Annotated in this window: 18 protein-coding genes; 10 read left to right on the plus strand and 8 right to left on the minus strand. The window is 69.8% G+C overall.

The window, feature by feature from the left end; genetic code table 11:
* Nucleotides 1–39 precede the first annotated feature (39 nt).
* Nucleotides 40–867: an IclR family transcriptional regulator gene (locus tag HNP48_RS03110; protein ID WP_184855371.1), complete on the minus strand. Its 828-nt coding sequence runs from the start codon at nt 865–867 to the stop codon at nt 40–42.
* A gap of 103 nt (nt 868–970) precedes the next feature.
* Between HNP48_RS03110 and HNP48_RS03115 the strand changes: the two genes are divergently transcribed.
* The 5 genes from HNP48_RS03115 to HNP48_RS03135 are packed head-to-tail and all read left to right on the plus strand — an operon-like array spanning nt 971 to nt 5859.
* Complete coding sequence (locus HNP48_RS03115) at nt 971–1975, plus strand: tripartite tricarboxylate transporter substrate binding protein (protein WP_184855372.1); 1005 nt, start codon at nt 971–973, stop codon at nt 1973–1975.
* A 33-nt stretch (nt 1976–2008) separates the two neighbouring features.
* Nucleotides 2009–3502 carry a class I adenylate-forming enzyme family protein gene (locus HNP48_RS03120; RefSeq protein ID WP_184855373.1) on the plus strand — a complete coding sequence of 498 codons (1494 nt, stop codon included), beginning with the start codon at nt 2009–2011 and terminating at the stop codon, nt 3500–3502.
* A gap of 13 nt (nt 3503–3515) precedes the next feature.
* Nucleotides 3516–4301, plus strand: a complete 786-nt coding sequence (locus HNP48_RS03125) for a citryl-CoA lyase (RefSeq protein WP_184855374.1) — start codon at nt 3516–3518, stop codon at nt 4299–4301.
* Nucleotides 4298–5029, plus strand: a complete 732-nt coding sequence (locus HNP48_RS03130) for an SDR family oxidoreductase (protein WP_184855375.1) — start codon at nt 4298–4300, stop codon at nt 5027–5029. The genes HNP48_RS03125 and HNP48_RS03130 overlap by 4 nt, the downstream gene beginning before the upstream one ends.
* Nucleotides 5026–5859: an SDR family NAD(P)-dependent oxidoreductase gene (locus HNP48_RS03135; RefSeq protein WP_184855376.1), complete on the plus strand. Its 834-nt coding sequence runs from the start codon at nt 5026–5028 to the stop codon at nt 5857–5859. Before HNP48_RS03130 ends, HNP48_RS03135 begins: the two co-directional genes overlap by 4 nt.
* Before the next feature lie 5 nt (nt 5860–5864).
* On the opposite strand, the gene HNP48_RS03140 is transcribed toward HNP48_RS03135, so the two are convergent.
* The 3 genes from HNP48_RS03140 to HNP48_RS35265 are packed head-to-tail and all read right to left on the minus strand — an operon-like array spanning nt 5865 to nt 9113.
* A complete protein-coding gene (locus tag HNP48_RS03140; protein WP_184855377.1) occupies nt 5865–6944 on the minus strand; it encodes a porin in 1080 nt (359 codons plus the stop codon).
* A gap of 39 nt (nt 6945–6983) precedes the next feature.
* Nucleotides 6984–7970 (minus strand): tripartite tricarboxylate transporter substrate binding protein, encoded by a 987-nt coding sequence (locus HNP48_RS35260; protein ID WP_260420059.1) that lies wholly within the window; start codon nt 7968–7970, stop codon nt 6984–6986.
* A gap of 51 nt (nt 7971–8021) precedes the next feature.
* Nucleotides 8022–9113: a 4-oxalomesaconate tautomerase gene (locus tag HNP48_RS35265; protein WP_260420060.1), complete on the minus strand. Its 1092-nt coding sequence runs from the start codon at nt 9111–9113 to the stop codon at nt 8022–8024.
* A 196-nt stretch (nt 9114–9309) separates the two neighbouring features.
* Here HNP48_RS35265 and HNP48_RS03150 point away from each other — a divergent pair, with 196 nt between their 5' ends.
* Nucleotides 9310–10230, plus strand: coding sequence for a LysR family transcriptional regulator (locus tag HNP48_RS03150; RefSeq protein ID WP_184855378.1), 921 nt, complete (start codon nt 9310–9312; stop codon nt 10228–10230).
* A 17-nt stretch (nt 10231–10247) separates the two neighbouring features.
* On the plus strand, nt 10248–11369 hold the full coding sequence (mnmA, locus tag HNP48_RS03155) for a tRNA 2-thiouridine(34) synthase MnmA (protein WP_184855379.1): 1122 nt from the start codon (nt 10248–10250) through the stop codon (nt 11367–11369).
* Nucleotides 11370–11376: 7 nt separating this feature from the next.
* Here the strand turns inward: mnmA and HNP48_RS03160 are convergent, their stop codons facing one another.
* Nucleotides 11377–13971 carry a DUF5682 family protein gene (locus tag HNP48_RS03160; RefSeq protein WP_311773797.1) on the minus strand — a complete coding sequence of 865 codons (2595 nt, stop codon included), beginning with the start codon at nt 13969–13971 and terminating at the stop codon, nt 11377–11379.
* Nucleotides 13962–15068, minus strand: a complete 1107-nt coding sequence (locus HNP48_RS03165; protein WP_184855380.1) for an AAA family ATPase — start codon at nt 15066–15068, stop codon at nt 13962–13964. Before HNP48_RS03165 ends, HNP48_RS03160 begins: the two co-directional genes overlap by 10 nt.
* 201 nt (nt 15069–15269) lie before the next feature.
* Between HNP48_RS03165 and HNP48_RS03170 the strand changes: the two genes are divergently transcribed.
* The 3 genes from HNP48_RS03170 to HNP48_RS03180 are packed head-to-tail and all read left to right on the plus strand — an operon-like array spanning nt 15270 to nt 18791.
* Entirely contained in the window at nt 15270–17693 is a 2424-nt protein-coding gene (locus HNP48_RS03170) for a TonB-dependent hemoglobin/transferrin/lactoferrin family receptor (protein ID WP_184855381.1), read from the plus strand.
* A gap of 47 nt (nt 17694–17740) precedes the next feature.
* Entirely contained in the window at nt 17741–18265 is a 525-nt protein-coding gene (locus HNP48_RS03175; protein ID WP_260420061.1) for an EF-hand domain-containing protein, read from the plus strand.
* Nucleotides 18255–18791: a DUF2271 domain-containing protein gene (locus HNP48_RS03180; protein ID WP_184855383.1), complete on the plus strand. Its 537-nt coding sequence runs from the start codon at nt 18255–18257 to the stop codon at nt 18789–18791. Before HNP48_RS03175 ends, HNP48_RS03180 begins: the two co-directional genes overlap by 11 nt.
* Nucleotides 18792–18897: 106 nt before the next feature.
* On the opposite strand, the gene HNP48_RS03185 is transcribed toward HNP48_RS03180, so the two are convergent.
* Together HNP48_RS03185 and HNP48_RS03190 are read right to left on the minus strand one after the other, a co-directional pair.
* Nucleotides 18898–19611 (minus strand): Bax inhibitor-1 family protein, encoded by a 714-nt coding sequence (locus tag HNP48_RS03185; protein WP_184855384.1) that lies wholly within the window; start codon nt 19609–19611, stop codon nt 18898–18900.
* An 86-nt stretch (nt 19612–19697) separates the two neighbouring features.
* Entirely contained in the window at nt 19698–20261 is a 564-nt protein-coding gene (locus tag HNP48_RS03190) for a hypothetical protein (protein WP_184855385.1), read from the minus strand.
* Between the last annotated feature and the right edge of the window lie 41 nt (nt 20262–20302).

Raw genomic sequence — 20302 nt, forward strand, 5'->3', positions numbered from 1 at the left:
TGTGATGGGGGCGATGGTCGCACACCGCGGGCCAAACCGTCACACCCCGTTCGGCAGCAGTGCAGCCAGGGCCTCGCGCATCCAGCGCGCAAGGAGCTGCTGGCGCTCGCGCGGCATGCGGTCCAGGGTCGATGCGACGCTGATCGCGGCCACGGGCGCGCCCTCGGCATTGCGCACGGCCATGCCCGCGGCCAGCACGCCCTGGGTGGCATGGTTGCCCACCACCGACCAGCCGCGCTCGCGCGTGGCGCGCACCAGGATGGCCAGGCGCTCGGGCGTCATGCCGCCATAGTGCGGCAGGGCCTGTGCGTTGGCCGCAATGCAGGCGTCCACCTCGTCGTCGGGCAGGGCCGCCAGCAGCGCCAGCCCGGCCGCACCCACGCCCAGGGGCTGGCGCGTGCCCACCTGGATCACCAGGATCTGCACCGGGTGCGTGCCCACATGGCGCGCAATGCAGTGCGAGGCCGGCCCCTCGCGCACGATGGCAAAGGCCGCATCGCCGCAGGCGCGGCTCACGCGTTCGAGCACGGGCGCCAGGCGCATGGCCATGTTGGGCAGGGCGGTGGGTGCGGCCACGGCCGCCAGGCGCGGCCCGGCCACGTAGTGGAAGCGCCCGCGCCGGGCCACGTGGCCGCCTTCGAGCAGGGTGGCCAGCAGGCGGTAGACGGTGGCCCGCTCCAGGCCCGCGGCGCGGCACAGCTCGATCACGCGCAGGCCGTCGCGCCCGCTGGCCAGGATGGCGTCGAGCACCTGCAGCCCCCGGCGCAGCGTGCGGCTACCGGGGTCGTCCAGCGGTGCTTCGGCCACAGGGGCGGGGCTTGGAACGTCCGGCAGTCGGACGTTTCGATTCGCAGGTCGGGAGGGCATGGGAAAGAATTTGTCCGTCGATGCAACCAGTGCGCAGTGTGCCGCAGAGCCACGCACCGGGGGCGCCAAGACGGATTTTCCCGACACACCCAGGAGACAAGACATGACCTCGCACACCACCACCGCGCCGCGCCGCCGCCTGCTGGCCCTGGCCGCCGCCATCGCCTGCACCGCCGCCCTGCCCCTGCAGGCCCAGACCGCCAGCACCCCGGGCTGGCCGAACAAGCCCGTCAAGCTCGTCGTGGGCTATGCGGCCGGCGGCGCCACCGACGTGATCGCGCGCCTGGTGGCCGTCAAGCTCGGCGACCAGCTCGGCCAGCCCGTGGTGGTGGACAACCGCGCGGGCGCCAACAGCAACGTGGGCGCCGAGGCCGTGGCGCGCGCGCCCGCCGACGGCTACACGCTGTACGTCTACACCATCGCCAACACCATCAACGCCTCGCTGTACGGCAAGCTGGGCTACGACCCGGTCAAGGACTTCGAGCCCATCGGCATGATCGCCAAGATCCCCAACATCCTGGTGGTCAACCCCAAGCTGCCGGTGAAGAACCTGGCCGACTACGTGCGCTACGCCAAAGAGTCCAAGGACGGCATCACCTTTGCGTCCTCGGGCAGCGGCTCGTCCATCCACCTGTCGGGCGAGATGTTCAAGATGCAGAGCCAGCTCAAGATGCTGCACGTGCCCTACCGCGGCAGCGCGCCGGCCGTGACCGACCTGCTCGGCGGCCAGGTGGATTCGATGTTCGACAACACGCCCTCGGCCCTGCCGCAGGTGCAGGCCGGCAAGCTGCGCGCCATTGCCATCACCAGCGTCCAGCGCTCGCCCCTGCTGCCCGACGTGCCCACGCTGGCCGAGTCGGGCTACGCGGGCTTCGACGTGCAGTCCTGGTTCGGCCTGGCTGCTCCTGCGGGCACGCCACGCCCCGTGGTCGAGCAGCTCAACACTGCCCTGAACAAGGTGCTGGCCCTGCCCGAGGTGCGCAACCGCCTGCAGGAGCTGGCCGCCACGCCCGATTCGGGCACGCCCGACAAGATGCGCAGCTTTGCCGCCGCCGAGATCAAGCGCTGGCGCGAGGTGGTCAAAGCGTCTGGCGCCACGGCCGAGTAAGCGATCCATTCCCCCACCACGACCCTGTTCCCCATGTTCCCCATCGACTTCTTCTGGCGCGCCGCCCTGCGCTGGCCCGACCGCATCGCCATCGACGCGCCCGAGGGCGCCATCCGCTACGACGCGCTGGCCGCGCGCGTGGCGGCGCTGGCGGCCGGCTTCACCGCCATCGACCCGGCGCCGCAAAGCCGCGTGGGCATCTGCGCGGGCAACAGCGCCGACCACATCGCCGCGCTGCTGGCCGTGCTGGCCTGCGGCAAGGTGTGGGTGCCGCTCAACCCCAAGAGCACCCGGCCCGAGATCCGCCGCATCATTGATGCGACCGAGCCCTCCATCCTGGTGCTGGACGCGGCCTGCGCCGACCTGCTCGATGGGGCTCCCGGCACCCTGCTGACGACCGCAGGATTGGCGGACCTGGCCGCCGTGCATGCCGGTGCTCCGCGGCCGGTGATCGACCTGCCGGGCGATGCGACCCAGGCCATCAAGTTCACGGGCGGCACCACGGGTGCGCCCAAGGGCGTGATGCAGCCCTACCGCGCGTGGATGGCCAACATCACCAACCAGATCCACGCCTGGGGCTTCGACGAGCACGAGCGCTACATCGTGGCCGCGCCCATCACGCACGGCACCTCCACCTACCTGCTGCCCATCCTGGCGCAGGGCGGCTGCCACGTGGTGCTGGCCGGCGCCGGGGCCGAGGCGGTGTGCACGGCCTTCCGCGAGCGCGGCGGCACGGTGTGCTTCATGCCGCCCACGCTGGTCTACATGCTGATGGCGCTGCCCGGCGCGTCGCGCGCGGACTTTCCGCGCCTGCGCCGGCTCATCTACGGCGGTGCGCCCATGCCGCCCGAGAAGATCCGCCAGGTGCGCGATTTCTTCGGCCCGGTGCTGGGCACGACCTATGGCCAGACCGAGGCGCCGCAGATCCTCACCGTGATGCAGCCCGCGGATTTCGAGGACCCGGCCAACTGGGCCGCCGTGGGCCGCACCACCTGGTTCAGCGACGTGGCCATCATGGCGCCCGATGGCCGCCTGCTGCCCACGGGCGAGGTGGGCGAGGTGGTGGCGCGTGGCGACCTGCTCATGACCGGCTACTGGCGCCTGCCCGAGAAGACTGCCGAGACCCTGGTCGACGGCTGGCTGCACACGGGTGACCGCGGGCTCATCGACGAGCGCGGTTATCTCTACCTCAAGGACCGGCTCAAGGACATGGTGATCACCGGCGGCTTCAACGTCTACCCGGTGGACGTGGAGAACGCGCTGGGCCAGCACCCCGCCGTGCACGAATGCGCCGTGTTCGGACTGCCCGATGACAAGTGGGGCGAAACCGTGCAGGCCGCCGTGCAGCTGCGCCCTGGCGAGCAGGCGACCGAAGCCGAGCTGATCGCTTTTGTGCGCGAACGCCTGGGCCCGGTGCAGACGCCCAAGCACATCCATTTCCACGAGAGCCTGCCCCGTTCGCCCGTGGGCAAGGTGCTCAAGTCCGCCGTGCGCGATGCGGCACTGGCCGGCGCCGCCACGGCCTGAAGGAACCATCCCCATGACCAACACCGCTTCCAAGACCCCCGTCACCCGCCTGTGCACCCACACCCTCACCAGCCTGCATTACCGCGATGCGAACCTGGTCGAGGACCTGATGGGCAAGAAGACCTTCACCGAGGTGATGCTCATGCAGATCCTGGGCCGCGCGCCGCGCGGCGTGGACCTGCGCATCACCGACGTGGTGCTCATCGTGCTTATGGAGCACGGCCTCACGCCCAGCGCCATCGCCACGCGGCTGATCTACATGAGCGCGCCCGAGAACCTGCAGGGCGCCGTATCGGCCGGCCTGCTGGCCGTGGGCAGCTCCTTCGTGGGCACCATGGAGAACTGCGCCGGCCTGCTCGACCGCATCGCGGCCGCGGCCGACCCGAAGGCCGAGGCGCTGGCCATTGCGCGCCACTACAAGGGGCTCAAGTTCCCCGTGCCCGGCTTCGGCCACCACCTGCACAAACCGGTGGACCCGCGCGCCTACAAGCTGCTGGAGATGGGCCGTGCCGAACCTGAACTGCAGGGCGACAAGATCCGCGCGCTGGAGACGCTGTCGCAGGCCGTGGACGAGGTGGCGGGCCGGCCCATCACCATCAACGCCACGGGTGCGGTGGCCGCGCTGCTGGGCGAGATCGGCGTGCCCACCGCAGTGATGCGTGGCTTTGCCGTGATCTCGCGTGCGGCCGGCCTGGTGGCGCACATCGTGGAAGAACAGAAGAGCCCCTCGGGCCGCTTCATCTGGGACACCATCGAGCACGCGATTCCCTTCGTGGGCGGAAAGGATGGCCAGGCATGAGCGGTAGCCAGGAGGGCACGGTGCTCGTCACGGGCGCCAGCCGCGGCATCGGCCGCGCCGTGGCCACGCGGCTCATGGCCGATGGCCTGCAGGTCGTGAACTTCGACATCGCGGCGCCTGAGGCTGTGGCCGCGCAGGAGACCTTCGTGCAGGTGGACCTGGCCGACGAGGCCGCGCTGCGCGAGGCGCTGGCGCGCACCGTGGCAGCGCGGCCCATCACCCGCCTGGTGAACAACGCGGGCATCGTGCGGCCCGCCGGCATCGACACCGCCACCCGCGCCGACCTGCAGGCCGTGATGGACGTGAACCTGGCGGCCTCCATGGCCTGCGTGCAGGCGTTGCTGCCGGCCATGCGCGCGGCGCGTTTTGGGCGCATCGTCAACATCTCCAGCCGCGCGGCGCTGGGCAAGGGCGAGCGCATCGCCTATGCCGCCAGCAAGGCGGCGCTGCACGGCTTCACACGCACGCTGGCGCTGGAGCTGGGTGCCAACGGCATCACCGCCAATGCCATCGGCCCCGGGCCGATTGCCACCGAGCTGTTCGAGCGCGTGAACCCGCCCGGGGCACCGGCCACGCAGCGCATCCTGGACACCATTCCGCTGCGGCGCATGGGCCAGCCCGAGGAGGTGGCGCACCTGGTGGCCTCGCTGCTGGATGCGCGCGCGGGCTTCACCACGGGCCAGGTGGTCTATGTGTGCGGCGGCATGACCGTGGGGCTGGCACCATGAGCGCGCAGAACAGCATTCCACCCGCCCTGCCGCTGGACCTGTCGGGCCGCGTGGTCTTCGTGGCGGGCGGCGGATCGGCCGGCCCGGGCTGGAGCATCGGCCGCGCCGCCTGCGTCACCTATGCGCGCCTGGGCGCCCGCGTCTGCGTGGCCGACCGCGATGCCGCGTCGGCCGCAGAGACCACCGCGCTGATCGAGGCCGAGGGCGGCACGGCCACCACCCTGGTGGGCGACGTGGCCGAGGCCGCCGACGTGAAGCGCCTGTTCGCCGAGGCGCGCGAACGCTTTGGCGGCGCCATCGACGTGCTGCACCACAACGTGGGCATCGGCAAGACCGGCGGCCCGCTGGAGACCAGCGCCGAAGACCTGGAACGCATCCACGGCGTGAACGTGGGCAGCCTGCTGCTGGCTTGCCAGGAGGTGCTGCCCGGCATGGTGGAGCGCGGGCGGGGCTCCATCATCACCATCTCGTCCATCGCGGGCATGCGCTACCTGGGCTACCCGCACCTGGCCTACGGGGTGACCAAGGCCGCAGTCACGCATTTCACGCGCATGGTGGCGCAGCAGTACGCGGGCCAGGGCGTGCGCGCCAACACCGTGGTGCCAGGGCTGATCGACACACCGCGCATCGCGACCACGGTGGCCAAGATGTTCTCGGACACCAGCCTCGATGAAGCGCGCGCCGCCCGCGCCCGTCAGGTGCCCATGGGCCGCATGGGCACGGCCTGGGACGTGGCCCACGCCTGCGCCTTCCTGGCCAGCGATGCCTCGGCCTATGTGACCGGCACCGAGCTGATGGTGGACGGTGGCATCACGGGAAAGTTCGTGTAGCGGCGTCAGAAGCTGTGCATGACACCGGCGGAAACGCCGGTGGCCGTGCGCTTGTTCGCTGCGCCCTGGTAGCCATCGCGCCAGCGCGTGTGGTCCAGCTCGGCATAGACGCGCGTGCGGCGCGAGAGCTTGTACTCGGCAAAGGCCACCATGCGGCCGTAGCCATCGTCGGCTGCAGCGGTGCGGGCGCGGTCGATCTTGTAGTAGGTGGCGGTCAGGTCCAGCAGCGGCAGTGCCGCCCAGGTGGCGCCGGCCGACAGCACGCGCTGTTCGGTGTGCGTGGCCGCGCCCGTCTGCGCCTTGCTGCGCCCGGCGTTGGCGGCCAGGCGCACGCTGCCCCATTGGTACGCCGCACCCAGCGTGGCGGCGTCGAGCGGGCGCAGGTTGGCGTCCTTGAAGGTCTGCCAGGCGCCGGACACGGTGAGGCCGCCATCCGCATAGGCCAGGCCCAGGCCGTGCGAGGACAAAGCGGACGACTGGGATGCGACTTCGCCCACCCCCAGCATGGCCCGCGCCGTGAGCCCGCCCCAGCGGCCGCTGAGCTTGACGGCATTGTCCAGCCGGTAGGAGCCCGTGTTGGCGCCCGCGCTGCCGTACTCGATGCCCAGGCCGTGCTGGCTCAGCGCGGTGACGCCGATGTTGGGGTTGAAGCTGGCAAAGCGCATGGCCAGCGGGTCCACGGGCGCAATGGCGTCGGCCAGCAGCGTGGTCTGGCGGCCCAGGGCGATGCTGCCCCAGGCGTTCTGCAGCCCCACCCAGGAGGCGCGGTCGAAAACCTTGGTGCTGTTGGCGGGCGCCCCCGTATCGGCGTTGAGGCCGCTTTCCAGGTTGAACAGCGCGCGGGCGCCGCCGCCCAAGTCTTCGCTGCCGCGCACGCCCCAGCGGCTGGTGGTGTGGATGCCGCTGCCCAGGCTGTGGTGCGAGCCGGGTGCAGGCGCATTGGCGGCCGTGAGCCCGCTGGCGTGGCGCAGGCCCAGGTCGACCACGCCGTAGAGCGTGAGTTGGGTGGCCGTGGTCTGGGCGAAAGCCGGCGCGCAGGCCAGCAGGGCGGACAAGGCGCACAGGGCGCCGGTCGTGTTCTTCATGCGGTCTCCTCGGTGGGTGTTCGTGCTTGTTCGGCAGGGTCAATCGGCGGTCAGCTGCGCCTTCTGCACCACGCCACGCCACTTGGCCAGTTCCTGGCGCACGGTCTGGGCCAGGGCCTCGGGTGTGCTGCTGTCCACGACGGCGCCCTGTTCTTCGATGCGGCGCGCCACATCCTTGTCGGCCAGGGCAGTGTTGAGCGCCTTGTTGAGTTGGTCCACCACGGCCTTGGGCGTCTTGCCCGGGGCGAACAGGGCATACCACTGGGTGATCTCCACGCCCTTGATGCCGGCCTCCTCCAGCGTGGGCACATCGGGCATCAGCGAGGAGCGCTTGGGCCCAGCCAGCGCCAGCGCGCGCAGCTTGCCGTTCTTCACGTGGGACGAGGCCGAGAACAGGCTGGGGAACATCACCTGCGTCTGGTTGGCCATGGTGTCGTTCATCGCCGGGGCCGAGCCGCGGTAGGGCACATGCGCCATCTGCGCGCCGCTTTCCAGCTTGAACATCTCGGCCGAGAAATGCGGCGCCGTTCCGTTGCCGGCCGAGGCGTAGTTGTAGGCGCTGGGGTTCGCCTTGGTGAGGGCCACGAACTCGGCTACGGTCTTGGCCGGCACCTTGGGGTTGATGACCATCAGCGTGGGCGAGTAGCAGACCATGCCGATGGGCTCGAACTGGGTGATGGGGTCGTAGCGCAGCTTCTGCAGCGCCGGGCTCATGCCGTGCGTGCCGATGTAGCCGAACAGGATGGTGTGGCCGTCGGGCGCGGCGCGCGCCACATACTCGGCGGCAATGGCGCCGTTGGCGCCGGCCTTGTTCTCCACGATCACCGACTGGCCCAGCAGCTGCGACATCTTCTGCGCCACCACGCGCGCCATGCCATCGTTGCCGCCCCCGGCGGCCGTGGGAACGACCAGGGTGATGGAACGCTCGGGAAAGGCGGCGTGCGCCGCCAGCGGTGCGCCGGCCAGTGTGGCGAGCGCCAGTGCGGCAGCCAGCGTGCGGCGGCGCGATGGGAAGGGATGGGCCATGGTCTTGTCTCCGGTCAGGTCGTTGTGGATGGATGGGGGATGCGAAGGGAATCAGGGGTGTGCAGCGGCCTCTGCGACGAACAAGGTGCCTTCCAGGATCTTTCGGGCCGTGCGCACCAGCGCGGCCTGCACCAGCGTGCACTGGCCGTCCAGCAGGGCGAGTTCGACATCCACGTGGATGCGGCCGGCCGGGTGCAGCACCTCCACGCGGCGCGTGCCGGCGCTGGGCGCAGTGCGCGCATCGCTGGCCACGGTGCCCGGCAGCACCGTGGCGGCGGCCACGCCGATGGCGCCGGTCACGGCGTGAGAGCGGTGGCAGCGCCGCGGCGTGAAGTAGCGCGAGACGGTGCTGCCGGGTGCCGCGCCGGGCGAGACGATCACCGGCTTGGGCAGCACGCTGCCCGAGACATCGCCCATGCCCATGCGCAGACCGGCCTCGCAGCGCAGGGCCTCCAGACGGGCGAGCAGGGCGGTGTCGGCATCGAGTTCGGCGGGCGTTTCGTCGCCGCGCAGGCCCAGGTCGGCGGCGCGTACCAGCACCATCACCTGGGCGGCGTCGATGCAGGTCACAGGCAGCCCGTGGAGGGTGTCGATGCGCTGCCCCGTGGGGAAGATCTGCCCCGTGACGGCGCCCCAGGCATCGAGGAAATTCATCAGCACCGGTGCGGCCGTGCCCTGCACGCCGTCGATGCGCACATCGCCCTCGTAGTGCACGCGGCCGCCGCGGGTCTGCACCTGCACATCAATGCGCGAGCGGGTGTTGACGTTGTAGACCCGCACCCGCGTCACGTCGCCCGTGCCGCTGGGGGGCACCAGGCCCTGCTCGATGGCGAAGGGCCCCACACCGGCCAGCATGTTGCCGCAGTTGGGCCGGGTGTCCACGCGGGCTTCGTCCACGCTGACCTGGGCGAAGAGGTAGTCCACGTCGCAGCCGGCATGGCCCGAGCGCGAGACGATGGCCACCTTGCTGGTCAGCGAGTTGCCGCCGCCCAGGCCGTCGATCTGCAGCTCGTGCGGCGAACCCAGGGCCGCGATCAGCGTGCGGTCACGCTCGGCGGGATCCGTGGGCAGCCAGTCGGCCAGGAAGAACGGACCCCGGGAGGTGCCGCCGCGCATCAGGACGCAAGGAAGGTGGTAGCTCATGGGGCCGCATGGTGCGGCGCCGCCGATTGTTTGTGAATTGCATTGTTGACAACGATTGATGCATGCAGCGCAATAGATGTGGGGCGCTTGTACGTGATGGAATGGCGCCTGTGAATTGCAATGTTGCGAAGCATTGATGCACCGCGCGCAATGCACACCACGCCCCTTCCGGGGGCATTCCACACGGGCCTTCGCCATGCACACCAAATTCGATCTGGCCGATATCCAGGCCTTTGCCGCCGTGGCCGAGCTGCAGAGCTTTCGCGCCGCGGCCGAATCCATCCACCTGTCGCAGCCGGCCTTCAGCCGCCGCATCGACAAGCTCGAAGAGGCCCTGGGCGTGCGCCTGCTCGACCGCACCACGCGCCGTGTGACGCTCACGGCCGTGGGCCGCGACTTTGCGCGCAAGACGCGGCTGTGGCTCGACGACCTCGATGGCATGCTGATGGGCCTGGGCGACGTGGCGGCGCGGCGCATGGGCGAGGTGACGATCGCCTGCGTGCCCTCGGCCGTGTATTACTTTTTGCCGCAGGTGGTCAAGCGCTACCACGAGCGCTTTCCGAAGATCCGCGTCAAGGTGCACGACGCCAGCGCCAACGAGGTGCTGGTGGCCGTGGCCCAGGGCGATGCGGACTTCGGCCTCAACTTCATCGGCAGTCAGGAGGCCGAAATCGAGTTCAAGCCCGTGCTGGCCGAGCGCTTCGTGGCCGCCTGCCGGCGCGACCATGTGCTGGCGCGGCGCAAGCAGGTGAGCTGGGCGGAGCTGGGCCAGCACGACTTCATGTCGGTGGGCAAGACCTCGGGCAACCGCCTGCTGATGGACCTGGCGCTGGCCAATGTGCCCGACCGCCCGCAGTGCCTGTACGAGGCCAAGCATGTGACCACCCTGCTCGGGCTGGTCGAAGCCGGCCTGGGTGTGGCCGCCGTGCCCCGCCTGGCCATGCCGGGCAAGGACCACCCCACGCTGGTCAGCATTCCCCTGGTGGAGCCCGTGGTCACCCGGCAGATGGGACTCATCAAGCGCCGTGGGCGCTCCCTGTCGCCCGCAGCCCAGCAGCTCTATGACCTGCTGGTGGCTACGCGTACTGCGCGCCCGCGCAGCGTGCGCATTCCATAAAAAATACAATTGGGGCCATGACAGCACCCACCAAGCACCGCGTCGTCGTCGGCCTCTCCGGCGGCGTGGACTCGGCCGTCACCGCCCACCTGCTCAAGCAGCAGGGCCACGAGGTGGTCGGCATCTTCATGAAGAACTGGGAAGACGACGACGACAGCGAGTACTGCTCGTCCAACATCGACTTCGTGGACGCGGCCGCCGTGGCCGACGTGATCGGCATCGAGATCGAGCACGTGAACTTCGCGGCCGACTACAAGGACCGGGTGTTCGCCGAGTTCCTGCGCGAGTACCAGGCCGGCCGCACGCCCAACCCCGACGTGCTGTGCAACGCCGAGATCAAGTTCAAGGCCTTCCTGGACCATGCCATGCGCCTGGGCGCGGAGAAGATCGCCACGGGCCACTACGCGCGCGTGCGCCAGAACCCGGATTCGGGCCTGTTCGAGCTGCTCAAGGGGCTCGATCCAGCCAAGGACCAGAGCTACTTCCTGCACCGCCTGAACCAGGCGCAGCTGGCCAAGACCCTGTTCCCCGTGGGCGAGCTGCACAAGACCGAGGTGCGGCGCATTGCGGAAGAAATCGGTCTGCCCAATGCCAAGAAGAAGGATTCCACCGGCATCTGCTTCATCGGCGAGCGGCCGTTCCGCGAGTTTTTGAACCGCTACATCAGCCATGCGCCCGGCCCCATCCAGGACGACCGGGGCCGCACCCTGGGCAAGCATGTGGGCCTGAGCTTCTACACCCTGGGCCAGCGCCAGGGCCTGGGCATCGGCGGCGTCAAGGAAAAAGGCGCGCAGCGCGGCGGTGGCGAGCACGAGCCCTGGTTCGTGGCGCGCAAGGACCTCGCCAAGAACACCTTGCGCGTGGTGCAGGGGCACGACCACCCTTGGCTGCTGTCCCGCGCGCTCACCGCGCAGGACGTGAGCTGGACGGCCGGCCATGCACCCGCGCCGGGCGTCTACGGTTCCAAGACACGCTACCGCCAGCCCGATGCGCCCTGCACCGTGGTGGCGGCCGATGGCGCGGGCCTCTCGCTGCAATTTCCCGAGGCCCAGTGGGCCGTGACGCCCGGCCAGTCGGCCGTGCTGTACGACGGCGATGTCTGCCTGGGTGGCGGCGTGATCTCCAGCGCAACCGAATAGCAGGCGGTCAACGGATCCAGTGCTGCAGCCCGTCGCGCTGCAGGCTGGCCTCCAGCAGGGCCTGCAGGCGCAGGCCGGCGTGCAGGTCTTCCTCGGTGGTCTCGTAGTGCATGCCGGCCAGCGAGGCTGCGGTGGCCTCGTCCGTGCCATGCAGTTGCGCCACCTTGGTCGCCAGGTCGGCCGTTTCCTGGGGCCGCAGGCCGGTGAAGGCCTGGCGCAGGTCCGGCAGGTGGGCCACGAAGGCCGCGTCGTCCCACCCGCGCACCAGCGCATCCAGCCCCTGCAGCAGGGCCGGCAGGCGCAGCAGCAGCTCGGGTGCGGCGGTCATCATGCCGTTCAGGAACTGCACGGCCTCGTGCGGCAGGGCACCGGGGCCAAAGCGCTGGCGCACCACGGCATCGAGCGCTGCGTCGTCCCAGTGGCCGTCGAGGTAGAGCAGCGCGGTGGCGGCACCGGCCACGCCGGGCGCGCAGCCAGCGCCGGTGGCAAAGCGCTCCAGGTGTTCCGCCAGCAGGCTGGCATCGACGGCGCCCGTGCCCTCGCGCTCCAGGCTGCTGAGCAGGCGCCCCAGCTCGCGCAGCGAGAGCAGCAGGCGCACGGCCTGCTCCTGCCCGTCGGCCGGCGTCTGCGCCAGCGGCGGCAGCAGGTACAGGGCGGCGGGCCACACGCGCTGCAGCAGGCCGGCAAGCTGCGGGTTCTGCTGCACCCCCAGCGGCTCGCGCGCGCGCCACAGCGTGACCAGGCGGTGCCCGCATTCGACCACGGAGGACAGCGAGGCATCTTCGCCCAGGTGCTCCGACAGCAAGGCCAGCAGCTGCGGCAGCCGTGCATGCAGCCCCACCAGGCAGGCGCGCTGCAGCAGGGCCACGGCCGCGCTGGCGCTGCGCCCGCGCCCCTGGTCGGACAGGGCGGCTTCTTCGCGCAGCAGCCGTGCCAGGCACACGGCCTCCACACTCGCGCCGTCGCTGGCCAGCGCGATCAGCCGGGCCTCGACCAGGGGCGACCAGGCGGCGCGCCATTCTTCGAACAGCATGTTCAGCCGGCTACCGGCCATGAAGTCGGGCCCCGCCACCCACTGAGCCAGGCCCGCATCGAGGTAGGCCATGGCATGCAGGAAGCGGCTGCGCACGCGGTGCGAGGGCTTGCGGTACAGGTCCAGCCGCACCGTGCGCGCGCTGCTGTCGTCCAGGCGCACGCCGGCTGCGCGGGCCAGGCGGCGCGCATCCTCGATCAGCGGAGGCGAGCCGGCCGAGGGCGGCACGTCGCCGATGCGCGTGCCACCGAGAAAGGCGCGCAGGTCGGCCGTGAAGCCGCGCGTGCCCTCGTCGATGGCGCCTTTGACGAAGCACGAACGGATCGCGTCCAGCAGGTCCTGGCGGCCCGGCCCGGCATTGCCGCGCAGTTCGGCCAGGCGCACGGCCTGCAGCGCGGCGGCCTGCACCAGCGCGGTGGAAACGGCGTCGGTCTGGTCCTGCGCCCGGGTCTGCTGGGCAAAGCGGGCCAGGGTGTCCAGGGCCACGGCGGTGAGGGGGTGAACCCCTGGGGCCGTGGCCTGCGCGGCGCCGGCCTCCAGCGCCTCCCAGGCCTGCTGGTAGTAGCCCGGTGAGGGCATGCCCGCGCCGTAGCCGTTGAGCGCGTCGAGCTGCTCGAAGCTGTAGCGGATCAGCCAGGCCTCGGGCTCCGTGGCCTGGGGGTTCTTCTTCGCGGGGGCCTTGGGGGCCAGGGGCTTGGCGCCCTTCCAGCTGCGCAGCAGCTCGGGCGTGTGGAAGCCCCCGGTCACGACCACGATGGGGCCTTGCACCGCATTGCGCCAGCGGCGGATGTGCGCCGCCATGTGGCGCTCGCGCGGCAGGCTGAGTTCGGCCTCCAGCACCTCGGGCTCGTAGTCCTGCCGGGCCATGGCGCACCAGCTGAACACATCGGCGAACAGGCTGCGCCAGTCGGCCAGGGCCGCGGGCGTGCGCAGCTCGAACAGGCGGTCCCACAGGTCATGGTGGTCCACACAGCCCAGTTGGCGCGCCATGGCATTCAGGTAGCGGCTGTGGGCGAAATGGCGCTCTTCCATCTGGCTGCGGGCGGCGTCGGGGGCTGTTTCCCCATCGTCGTCCCCGCTGCCGTAGCGGCGCTCCCAGGCCTTGTGGCGCCAGGGCAGGTCGATCAATGCCACCTGGGCGCCCAGGGCTGCGCCCTCGCGCGCGGCGATCCATTCGGGGCTGTAGTCGCACAGCGGGTAGAAGGAGCTGCTGGTCACGGTGCGCGGGCTTGCGGACTCCGGCGCGGCACCCTCTTCTTCGCCGGGTTCGGGCGCTTCGGCCTTGGCTTCGCGCGTGGCTTGGCACAGCCAGGCCACGGGGGCGCGGGTCTTGGGGTCGCTCAGCAGGGGCAGCAGGCTGTCCAGGTCGTCCGGTCCCTCGATCAGCACGGCGGCCGGGCGCACCTCGCGCAGCAGGTGGCGCAGCGCCCAGGCGCAAGCCGGGCTGTGGTGGCGCACGGGCACGAAGTAGATGCCGTCCCCGCCGCCATCCATCAGCTGCGGCAGCAGGGCCGCGACCTCCGGCGGCAGGCCCGCAGGCGACGGTAGCGCGCCCACGGCTACTGCCACAGCGCGCGGGCGGCGTCGTGAAAACTCTTCCACTGCGCGTCGCGCCGTGCGCGCTCGCGCACCACGGTGTCGAAGTAGTGGCGCACGCGCTTGGCGTCGTCGGCACTGTCCTTGAGCACCACGCCCTGCAACTGGCCCGCGATCTCGCGCGGGGTCAGCTCGCCGCCGTTGAAATGGCGCGCCTGCAGCGCTGCGGCGTAGGCCACGTTCACGGCCTCGGCCGTGGACATCACGGCATCGAGCCCCTTGATGGCCGTGCCCTCTTGCGTCTGGCCGGCGCGCAGCTCCTGGAAGGTGGTGACCAGCAGCGACACCACGTCGCGCGGCACGTTCACCGGGGCCTCGCTGCCCGCGAGCTCGCGCGCGAGCTGGGCCATCACCAGGTCCACCTCGAACTGGTGGTCGCGGATGGGGCGCACGGTCTCGAAGTTGAAGCGGCGCTTCAAGGCCGAAGACATCTCGTGCACGCCGCGGTCGCGCAGGTTGGCCGTGGCGATGATGTTGAAGCCGCGCTGTGCGAACAGGCGCGCGTCGTCGCCGAGTTCGGGGACCATGAGCTGCTTGTCGCTCATGAGCGAGATCAGCACGTCCTGGATCTCGGGCGGGCAGCGTGTGATTTCCTCGAAGCGCACGAGCTTGCCCGCGCGCATGGCCTGGTACAGCGGCGAGGGCACCAGCGCGCGCTGGCTCGGCCCTTCGGCCAGCAGCAGGGCGTAGTTCCAGCTGTACTTGATGTGGTCCTCGGTGGTACCAGCCGTGCCCTGCACCGTGAGGCCCGAGTCGCCGCTGATCGCGGCTGCCAGCAGCTCGGACAGCAGCGACTTGGCCGTGCCCGGCTCGCCCACCAGCATCAGGCCCTGGTGGCCCATGAGCGTGACGATGGCGCGGTCCACCAGCGGGTCGTCGCCAAAGAACTTCTGCGTGACCTGCAGCTTGGCATCGCCCAGGATGAACTGGCGCACCGCGCGCGGCGAGAGCTTCCAGCCCGGCGGCCGGGCGTGCGTGTCGGCGGCGGCCAGGCGGTCCAGTTCGTCGGCCCAGCGCTGCTCGGGGGCCAGGCGCACGGATTGGTTCGCGGAAGGAGGGGTGGTGCTCATGAATGGCTGGGGGAGTGGATGGCGGGGCGGGACCCGCCTTTCGCAGCTATTTTGGACCAGCTTTACACAGCACCCGTAGCAGGCGTGCAACTGATTTATAAATGCGTATCAATCGCATTGATACAATTGCCGCCTCACAGCCAGATGTTTCTTTGAGTTCAAAGGGGTCCAGCAAGCAACCCCTTGAATCCGAGGAAACCCATGACCCCATTTGGCCACCAGGCCCCGGCCAGGCAGGTGCCTGGCGATACCGCCCATGCGCTCGCATCCTCCCCTGCCGCTGCCTTCTTCGCTGCACCGCCATGGCGCGCCAGTTTGATCGCGCTGGCCGTCCAGGCCCTGCTGTGGCCCGCAGCCGCCATGGCGCAAGCCCCTGCCGATGCGACCTTGCTGGCCCAGGCGCGCGAGCGCGAGTCCCTGCCCGAGGTCAAGGTGAGCGCCGAGGCCCTGCGCCGCGAGGCCGGTGCCAAGGTGGTGGTCACGCAGGAGGAGGTCGAGAAGACCGGCGCCACGGGCATCGCCGATGTGATCCGCTACCAGCCGCTGGTGGAGGCCCCCGGCACGGTGAGCGGCGCCACGCGCGGCGCCAGCCGCTATGACCGCAGCGGCACCACGGGCTACAACATCCGCGGCATCGAAGGCAACCGCGTGGGCCTGGACGTGGACGGCATCGAGATGCCCGACGCCGTGAGCCGCGCCCCGCTGACCAACCGCGCGCAGGACGGTACCTTCGGCATGGGCCGCGACTTCATCGACCCCGACATCTATTCGGCAGTGGAGATCCAGTCGGGCACCACCAATGCGCAGCGCACGGCCGGCGGCATCGGCGGCGCGGTGAGTTTTCGCAGCAAGTCGCCCGAGGACTATGTGAGCCCGAGCAAGCCCCTGTACCTGGGCGCCAAGCTCGGCTACAGCGGGGCCAACAGCGCCTGGACCAAGGGCATGACGGCGGCGGGCCTGTCGGGCGACTTTGGCGCGCTGGTGAGCTACGTGCGCCGCGATGGCAAGGAGACCCAGAACAACAGCCTGGGCGTGCCGAGCTACCCGGACGACTGGCATTCCGACGCCTTGCTGCTCAAGGGCAGCCTGCGCCTGAACCCCGAGCACAAGCTGGAGCTGGGGGCCGATCTGTACCGCCGAGAAAGCGACTCCCGTTTCGAGGCCTGGAACACGGCGGCCACGGCCGTCACCGGCAACTCGCACCAGATCGCCAAGACCGAGCGCAGCACGCTGCATGCCGCACACACCTGGGCGCCCCTGGGCGGCGGCCTGGTGGACCAGCTGAACACGCGCATCTACTGGCAGGACACGGAGATGAACGACGTCACCGACACGGTGACCCTGGCCACGCGCGCCAGCGAGCGCGACATCTCGAAGAACACCACGCGGCAGTTGGGCTTCTCCAGCGTGGCCGACAAGCGCGTGGGCAAGCATGCGCTCAAGTTTGGCGTGAACTACTCCACGGCGGACAACGCGCACCCCTTCAGCTCCACCGACCCGCTCGCGGGGCGCCAGCCCTTCCCCGACACCAACACGGTGCGCATGGGCCTGTTCGCCGAAGACACCATCGAGTGGGAGGTGGGCGGCAGGCGCCTGGCCCTGGTGCCCGGCCTGCGCGTGGACCGGGTGCGGCCGCGCATCGAGAACGCCGCCAGCTTTGCCAACGAGCGCATCACGGCAGCCGAGCTCGAACGCATGTACGGCAGCACGGCGGCCACCACCATCGTGAGCCCGAGCCTGGCCGTGCTCTACGACGTGGCGCCCGCGCTGACGGCCTACGCCCAGTGGAAGCGCAGCGGCCGCGCGCCCACCAACAGCGAGGTCTTCGGCTACTGGAACGGTGGCGGCGGCACCTATGCGTTGGTGGGCAACAAAGACCTGGGCAAGGAGACCAGCAACGCCTTTGACATCGGCCTCAAGGGCTCGCCCACGGACGGCGTGGTGTTCAACGGCTCGGTGTTCCACACCCGCTACAAAGACTTCATCTCCTACACCCGCTACACGCGGACCAACAACCCCGAGCTGTTCACCCACATCCAGCAGAGCCTGAGCATCCTGTACCAGGCCAGCAACCGCGACGAGGCGCACATCTCGGGCGCTGAGTTCAGCGCCCGTCTGGAGCACGGCACCTGGACGCCGGCCGCGAAGGGCCTGTACAGCACCTGGGCCTTCGGCTACAGCCAGGGCAGCTCCCAATCCAACTTCAAGGGCGACCGCAAGGTGGACCTGGACTCGGTGCAACCGGGCAAGGCCATCATCGGCCTGGGCTTCGACGCACCGCAGAAGGCCTGGGGCCTGAACCTCACCGGCACCTTCGTGAAGGGAAAACAGGCCGTCTCCACCAACCGCCTGGCCTTCAGCAACGATCCGGGCGCCACGCTCACGGACTCCACCACCGAACTGTTCCGCGTGCCCGGCTTCGCGCGCTTCGACCTGGCCGGCTACTACCGCGTCAGCCAGAACGTGCGCCTGACCGCCGGCATCTTCAACATCACCGACAAGAAGTACTGGGCCTACAGCAGTACCCGCAATCTGCAGCCGCAGTCCGCGCAGGACCGGCGCCAGATCCAGCTGTCCACGGCACCGGGCCGCACCTACGCGCTCAGCCTGAACGTGGACTTCTGACGAGCATGACCCTCCCCCTCCTACCCGATAGAAAGAAGGCAATGACCATGACCACCCGCCACCTCCCCCTGCTGACCGCCCTGGCTGCGGCTGCGCTGCTGAGTGCCTGTGCAGCGAACGCCCCTGCGACCCCTGCCGCCGCCCCCGGCACTGCGGCGCGCCCCGCCGGCGGCCACGGCCTGCAGGCCTTTCTGGGCAGCTACGACACGAACCGCGACGGCCAGGTCACGCGCGCCGAGTTCGACGCCGTGCGCCTGCAGCGCTTTCGCGCCGCCGACACCAATGGCGACGGCGTGCTGAGCGAAGCCGAGTACGTGGCCGAGTTCGAGGGCCGCCTCAAGCGCCAGTATTTCGATGACGGCAAGCAGCCCGACAAGGCCTACGAGAACAGCATCAAGCAGGCCCATGTGCGCTTTGCCATCGTGAACCGCGCGCGCGACGGCAAGTTCACCGCTGCGGAGGATGCTGCCATCGCGGACAAGACCTTCAAGAACCTCGATACCAATGGCGATGGCATCGTCTCCAAGGACGACCCGCAGCGCCCGCCCCAGGCCCGTGCCAATGACGACTGAGGCCAACGTGGCGGCATCGCGCAGCTGCCTGGCAGCCGCGCTGGCGCTGGCCGCGGGGCCGGCGGCTGCGGCGTCGCTGACGCTGCAGATCACGCTGCCCGAGATCAAGACGGCCTCCTACTACCGGCCCTACCTGGCGGCCTGGGTGGAAAAGGCCGACGAAAAGGCCGTGGTGGGCACGGTCGCAGTCTGGTACGACACGCGCCTCAAGGACGGTCTGGGCAAAGGCTGGCTGCGCAACCTGCGCACCTGGTGGCGCACGGGCGGTGAGCAACTGGCCTTGCCGGTGGATGGCGTCACAGGTGCCACGCGCCCCGTGGGCACCCATGCGCTGCAATTTGCCGGGGGCAAGGGGCCGCTGGCCCAGTTGCCGCCGGGGCGCTACCAGATGGTGGTGGAGGCCGTGCGTGAGCAGGGCGAGCGCGAGCTGGTGCGCGTGCCCTTCGAGTGGGGCCGTGCGGCCAACACCGCGCGTGTGCAAGGCAGCAAGGAGCTCGGCTTGGTCGCGGTGGACGTGGCCGACTGAGCCGCGCGGCGATTTCCCCTCCCTCCAAAGCAAAACACCGGGCAGTGCCCGGTGTTTTGCCTGGTCGGTGCGGGGCCTCGTGCGAGGCGCCCGCAAAGGCCTTGGATCAATCGTCGCTGGAGGCCAGGCTGATCAGGATGCGCAGCACATACCAGAGCATAAGCGCGATCGACGCGAACAGGTGCAGCGCAGCACCGGCGGGGCGGTCGGTGGGGTAGTCGTGGATGATGCGCGAGGTGTCGTACAGCACGCAGGCACCGGCGAACAGCACCATGATGCCCGAGAACCAGATGCCCAGCTTGAAGCCGAAGATGGCACCGGCCACGATGGTGCCCAGGGCCACCAGGCCGCCCACCTTGAGGATGCCGCCCAGGAACGAGAAGTCCGACTTGCTGGTGAAGGCCGTCCAGGTCAGCGCCGCCACCATCAGCAGCGTGATGAAGCCCGCCGCGCCGATGGCGCCGGGCGCCACGATCTGGGCGATGCCGAACAGGGGCGCGAAGATCAGGCCTTCGGCCAGCACGTAGATCCCCAGGCCCATGAGCTGGGTCTGCGGCTTCTCGGCATTGTCGGCCAGGTACGAGGCCAGCCAGCCCACGAGCATGAAGGCGCCCATCACGCCCAGCCAGATGAACTTGTTGCCACTGGCCATGAGCATCTTGGCCGTGGTGTTGGAAAAGCCGCTCACCATCAGCACCGTCGACAGCACGACGAAGGCCAGGATGGCCGCGCCCAGGTGCTTGTAGGTGGAGACGATGAACTCGCGCCGCTCCATGGGGGAGCCGGACGGGTCTTCAGGGGTCAGGACATTGGTATTCACAAGGATGCTCCTCGGTGGTGGTTGCTACTTCTCACGCAAGGAGCGGCCTTGTGGGCCGCTCCTTGCCTCTCTCTCTGTCTGTTGGTTCAGGCGGCCGCCAGCTCGTCAGCGCGGCGCAGCTTGCGGTTGGACCAGACGCCAGCGGCACCCAGCAGGGTCAGGATGACGGCCAGGATCCAGATGCCGGCGCCGCTGAAGGACTTGGCCGTGGAAGCGGCTTCGGCCTGCATGCGCTTGCGCGTGTCTTCGTAGCTGATCACGGCCTTGCCGCCGGTCACCACCTCGTAGACGATGTCGTTGTCGCTGCTGTCGTAGAGCGCCGTGATCTTCTCGTCGATGATGCCGCCCACGATGTCCTTGGGCGTGCTGAAGGCGATGCGCAGCTTGCGGGCTTCGCCGCCGGCATCGGGGGCCACGGTGATTTCGTAGTAATGCTGGGTGGAGCGGCGCTTGCGCTTGACGGTCACCTCGCTGGCACCGGTGACCTTGCCAGCCACCGTCTGCAGCTGGTCACGTGCCGTGTAGGCGTGGTCGCCATCGGCCTTCCAGCCGCTCCAGATGGCCATGCCGGCCAGGCCCGGGCCTGCCAGCAGGACGAGCCATGCATAGCCCGTGATGAAAATCAGAATCTTTCGAACAAAACCCGGCATGAGAATACCTCCCTCAATCATTCACATTCATAAAGATGCCG

It is taken from the genome of Acidovorax soli, from assembly GCF_014207955.1.
GTDB lineage: Bacteria > Pseudomonadota > Gammaproteobacteria > Burkholderiales > Burkholderiaceae_C > Acidovorax > Acidovorax soli_A.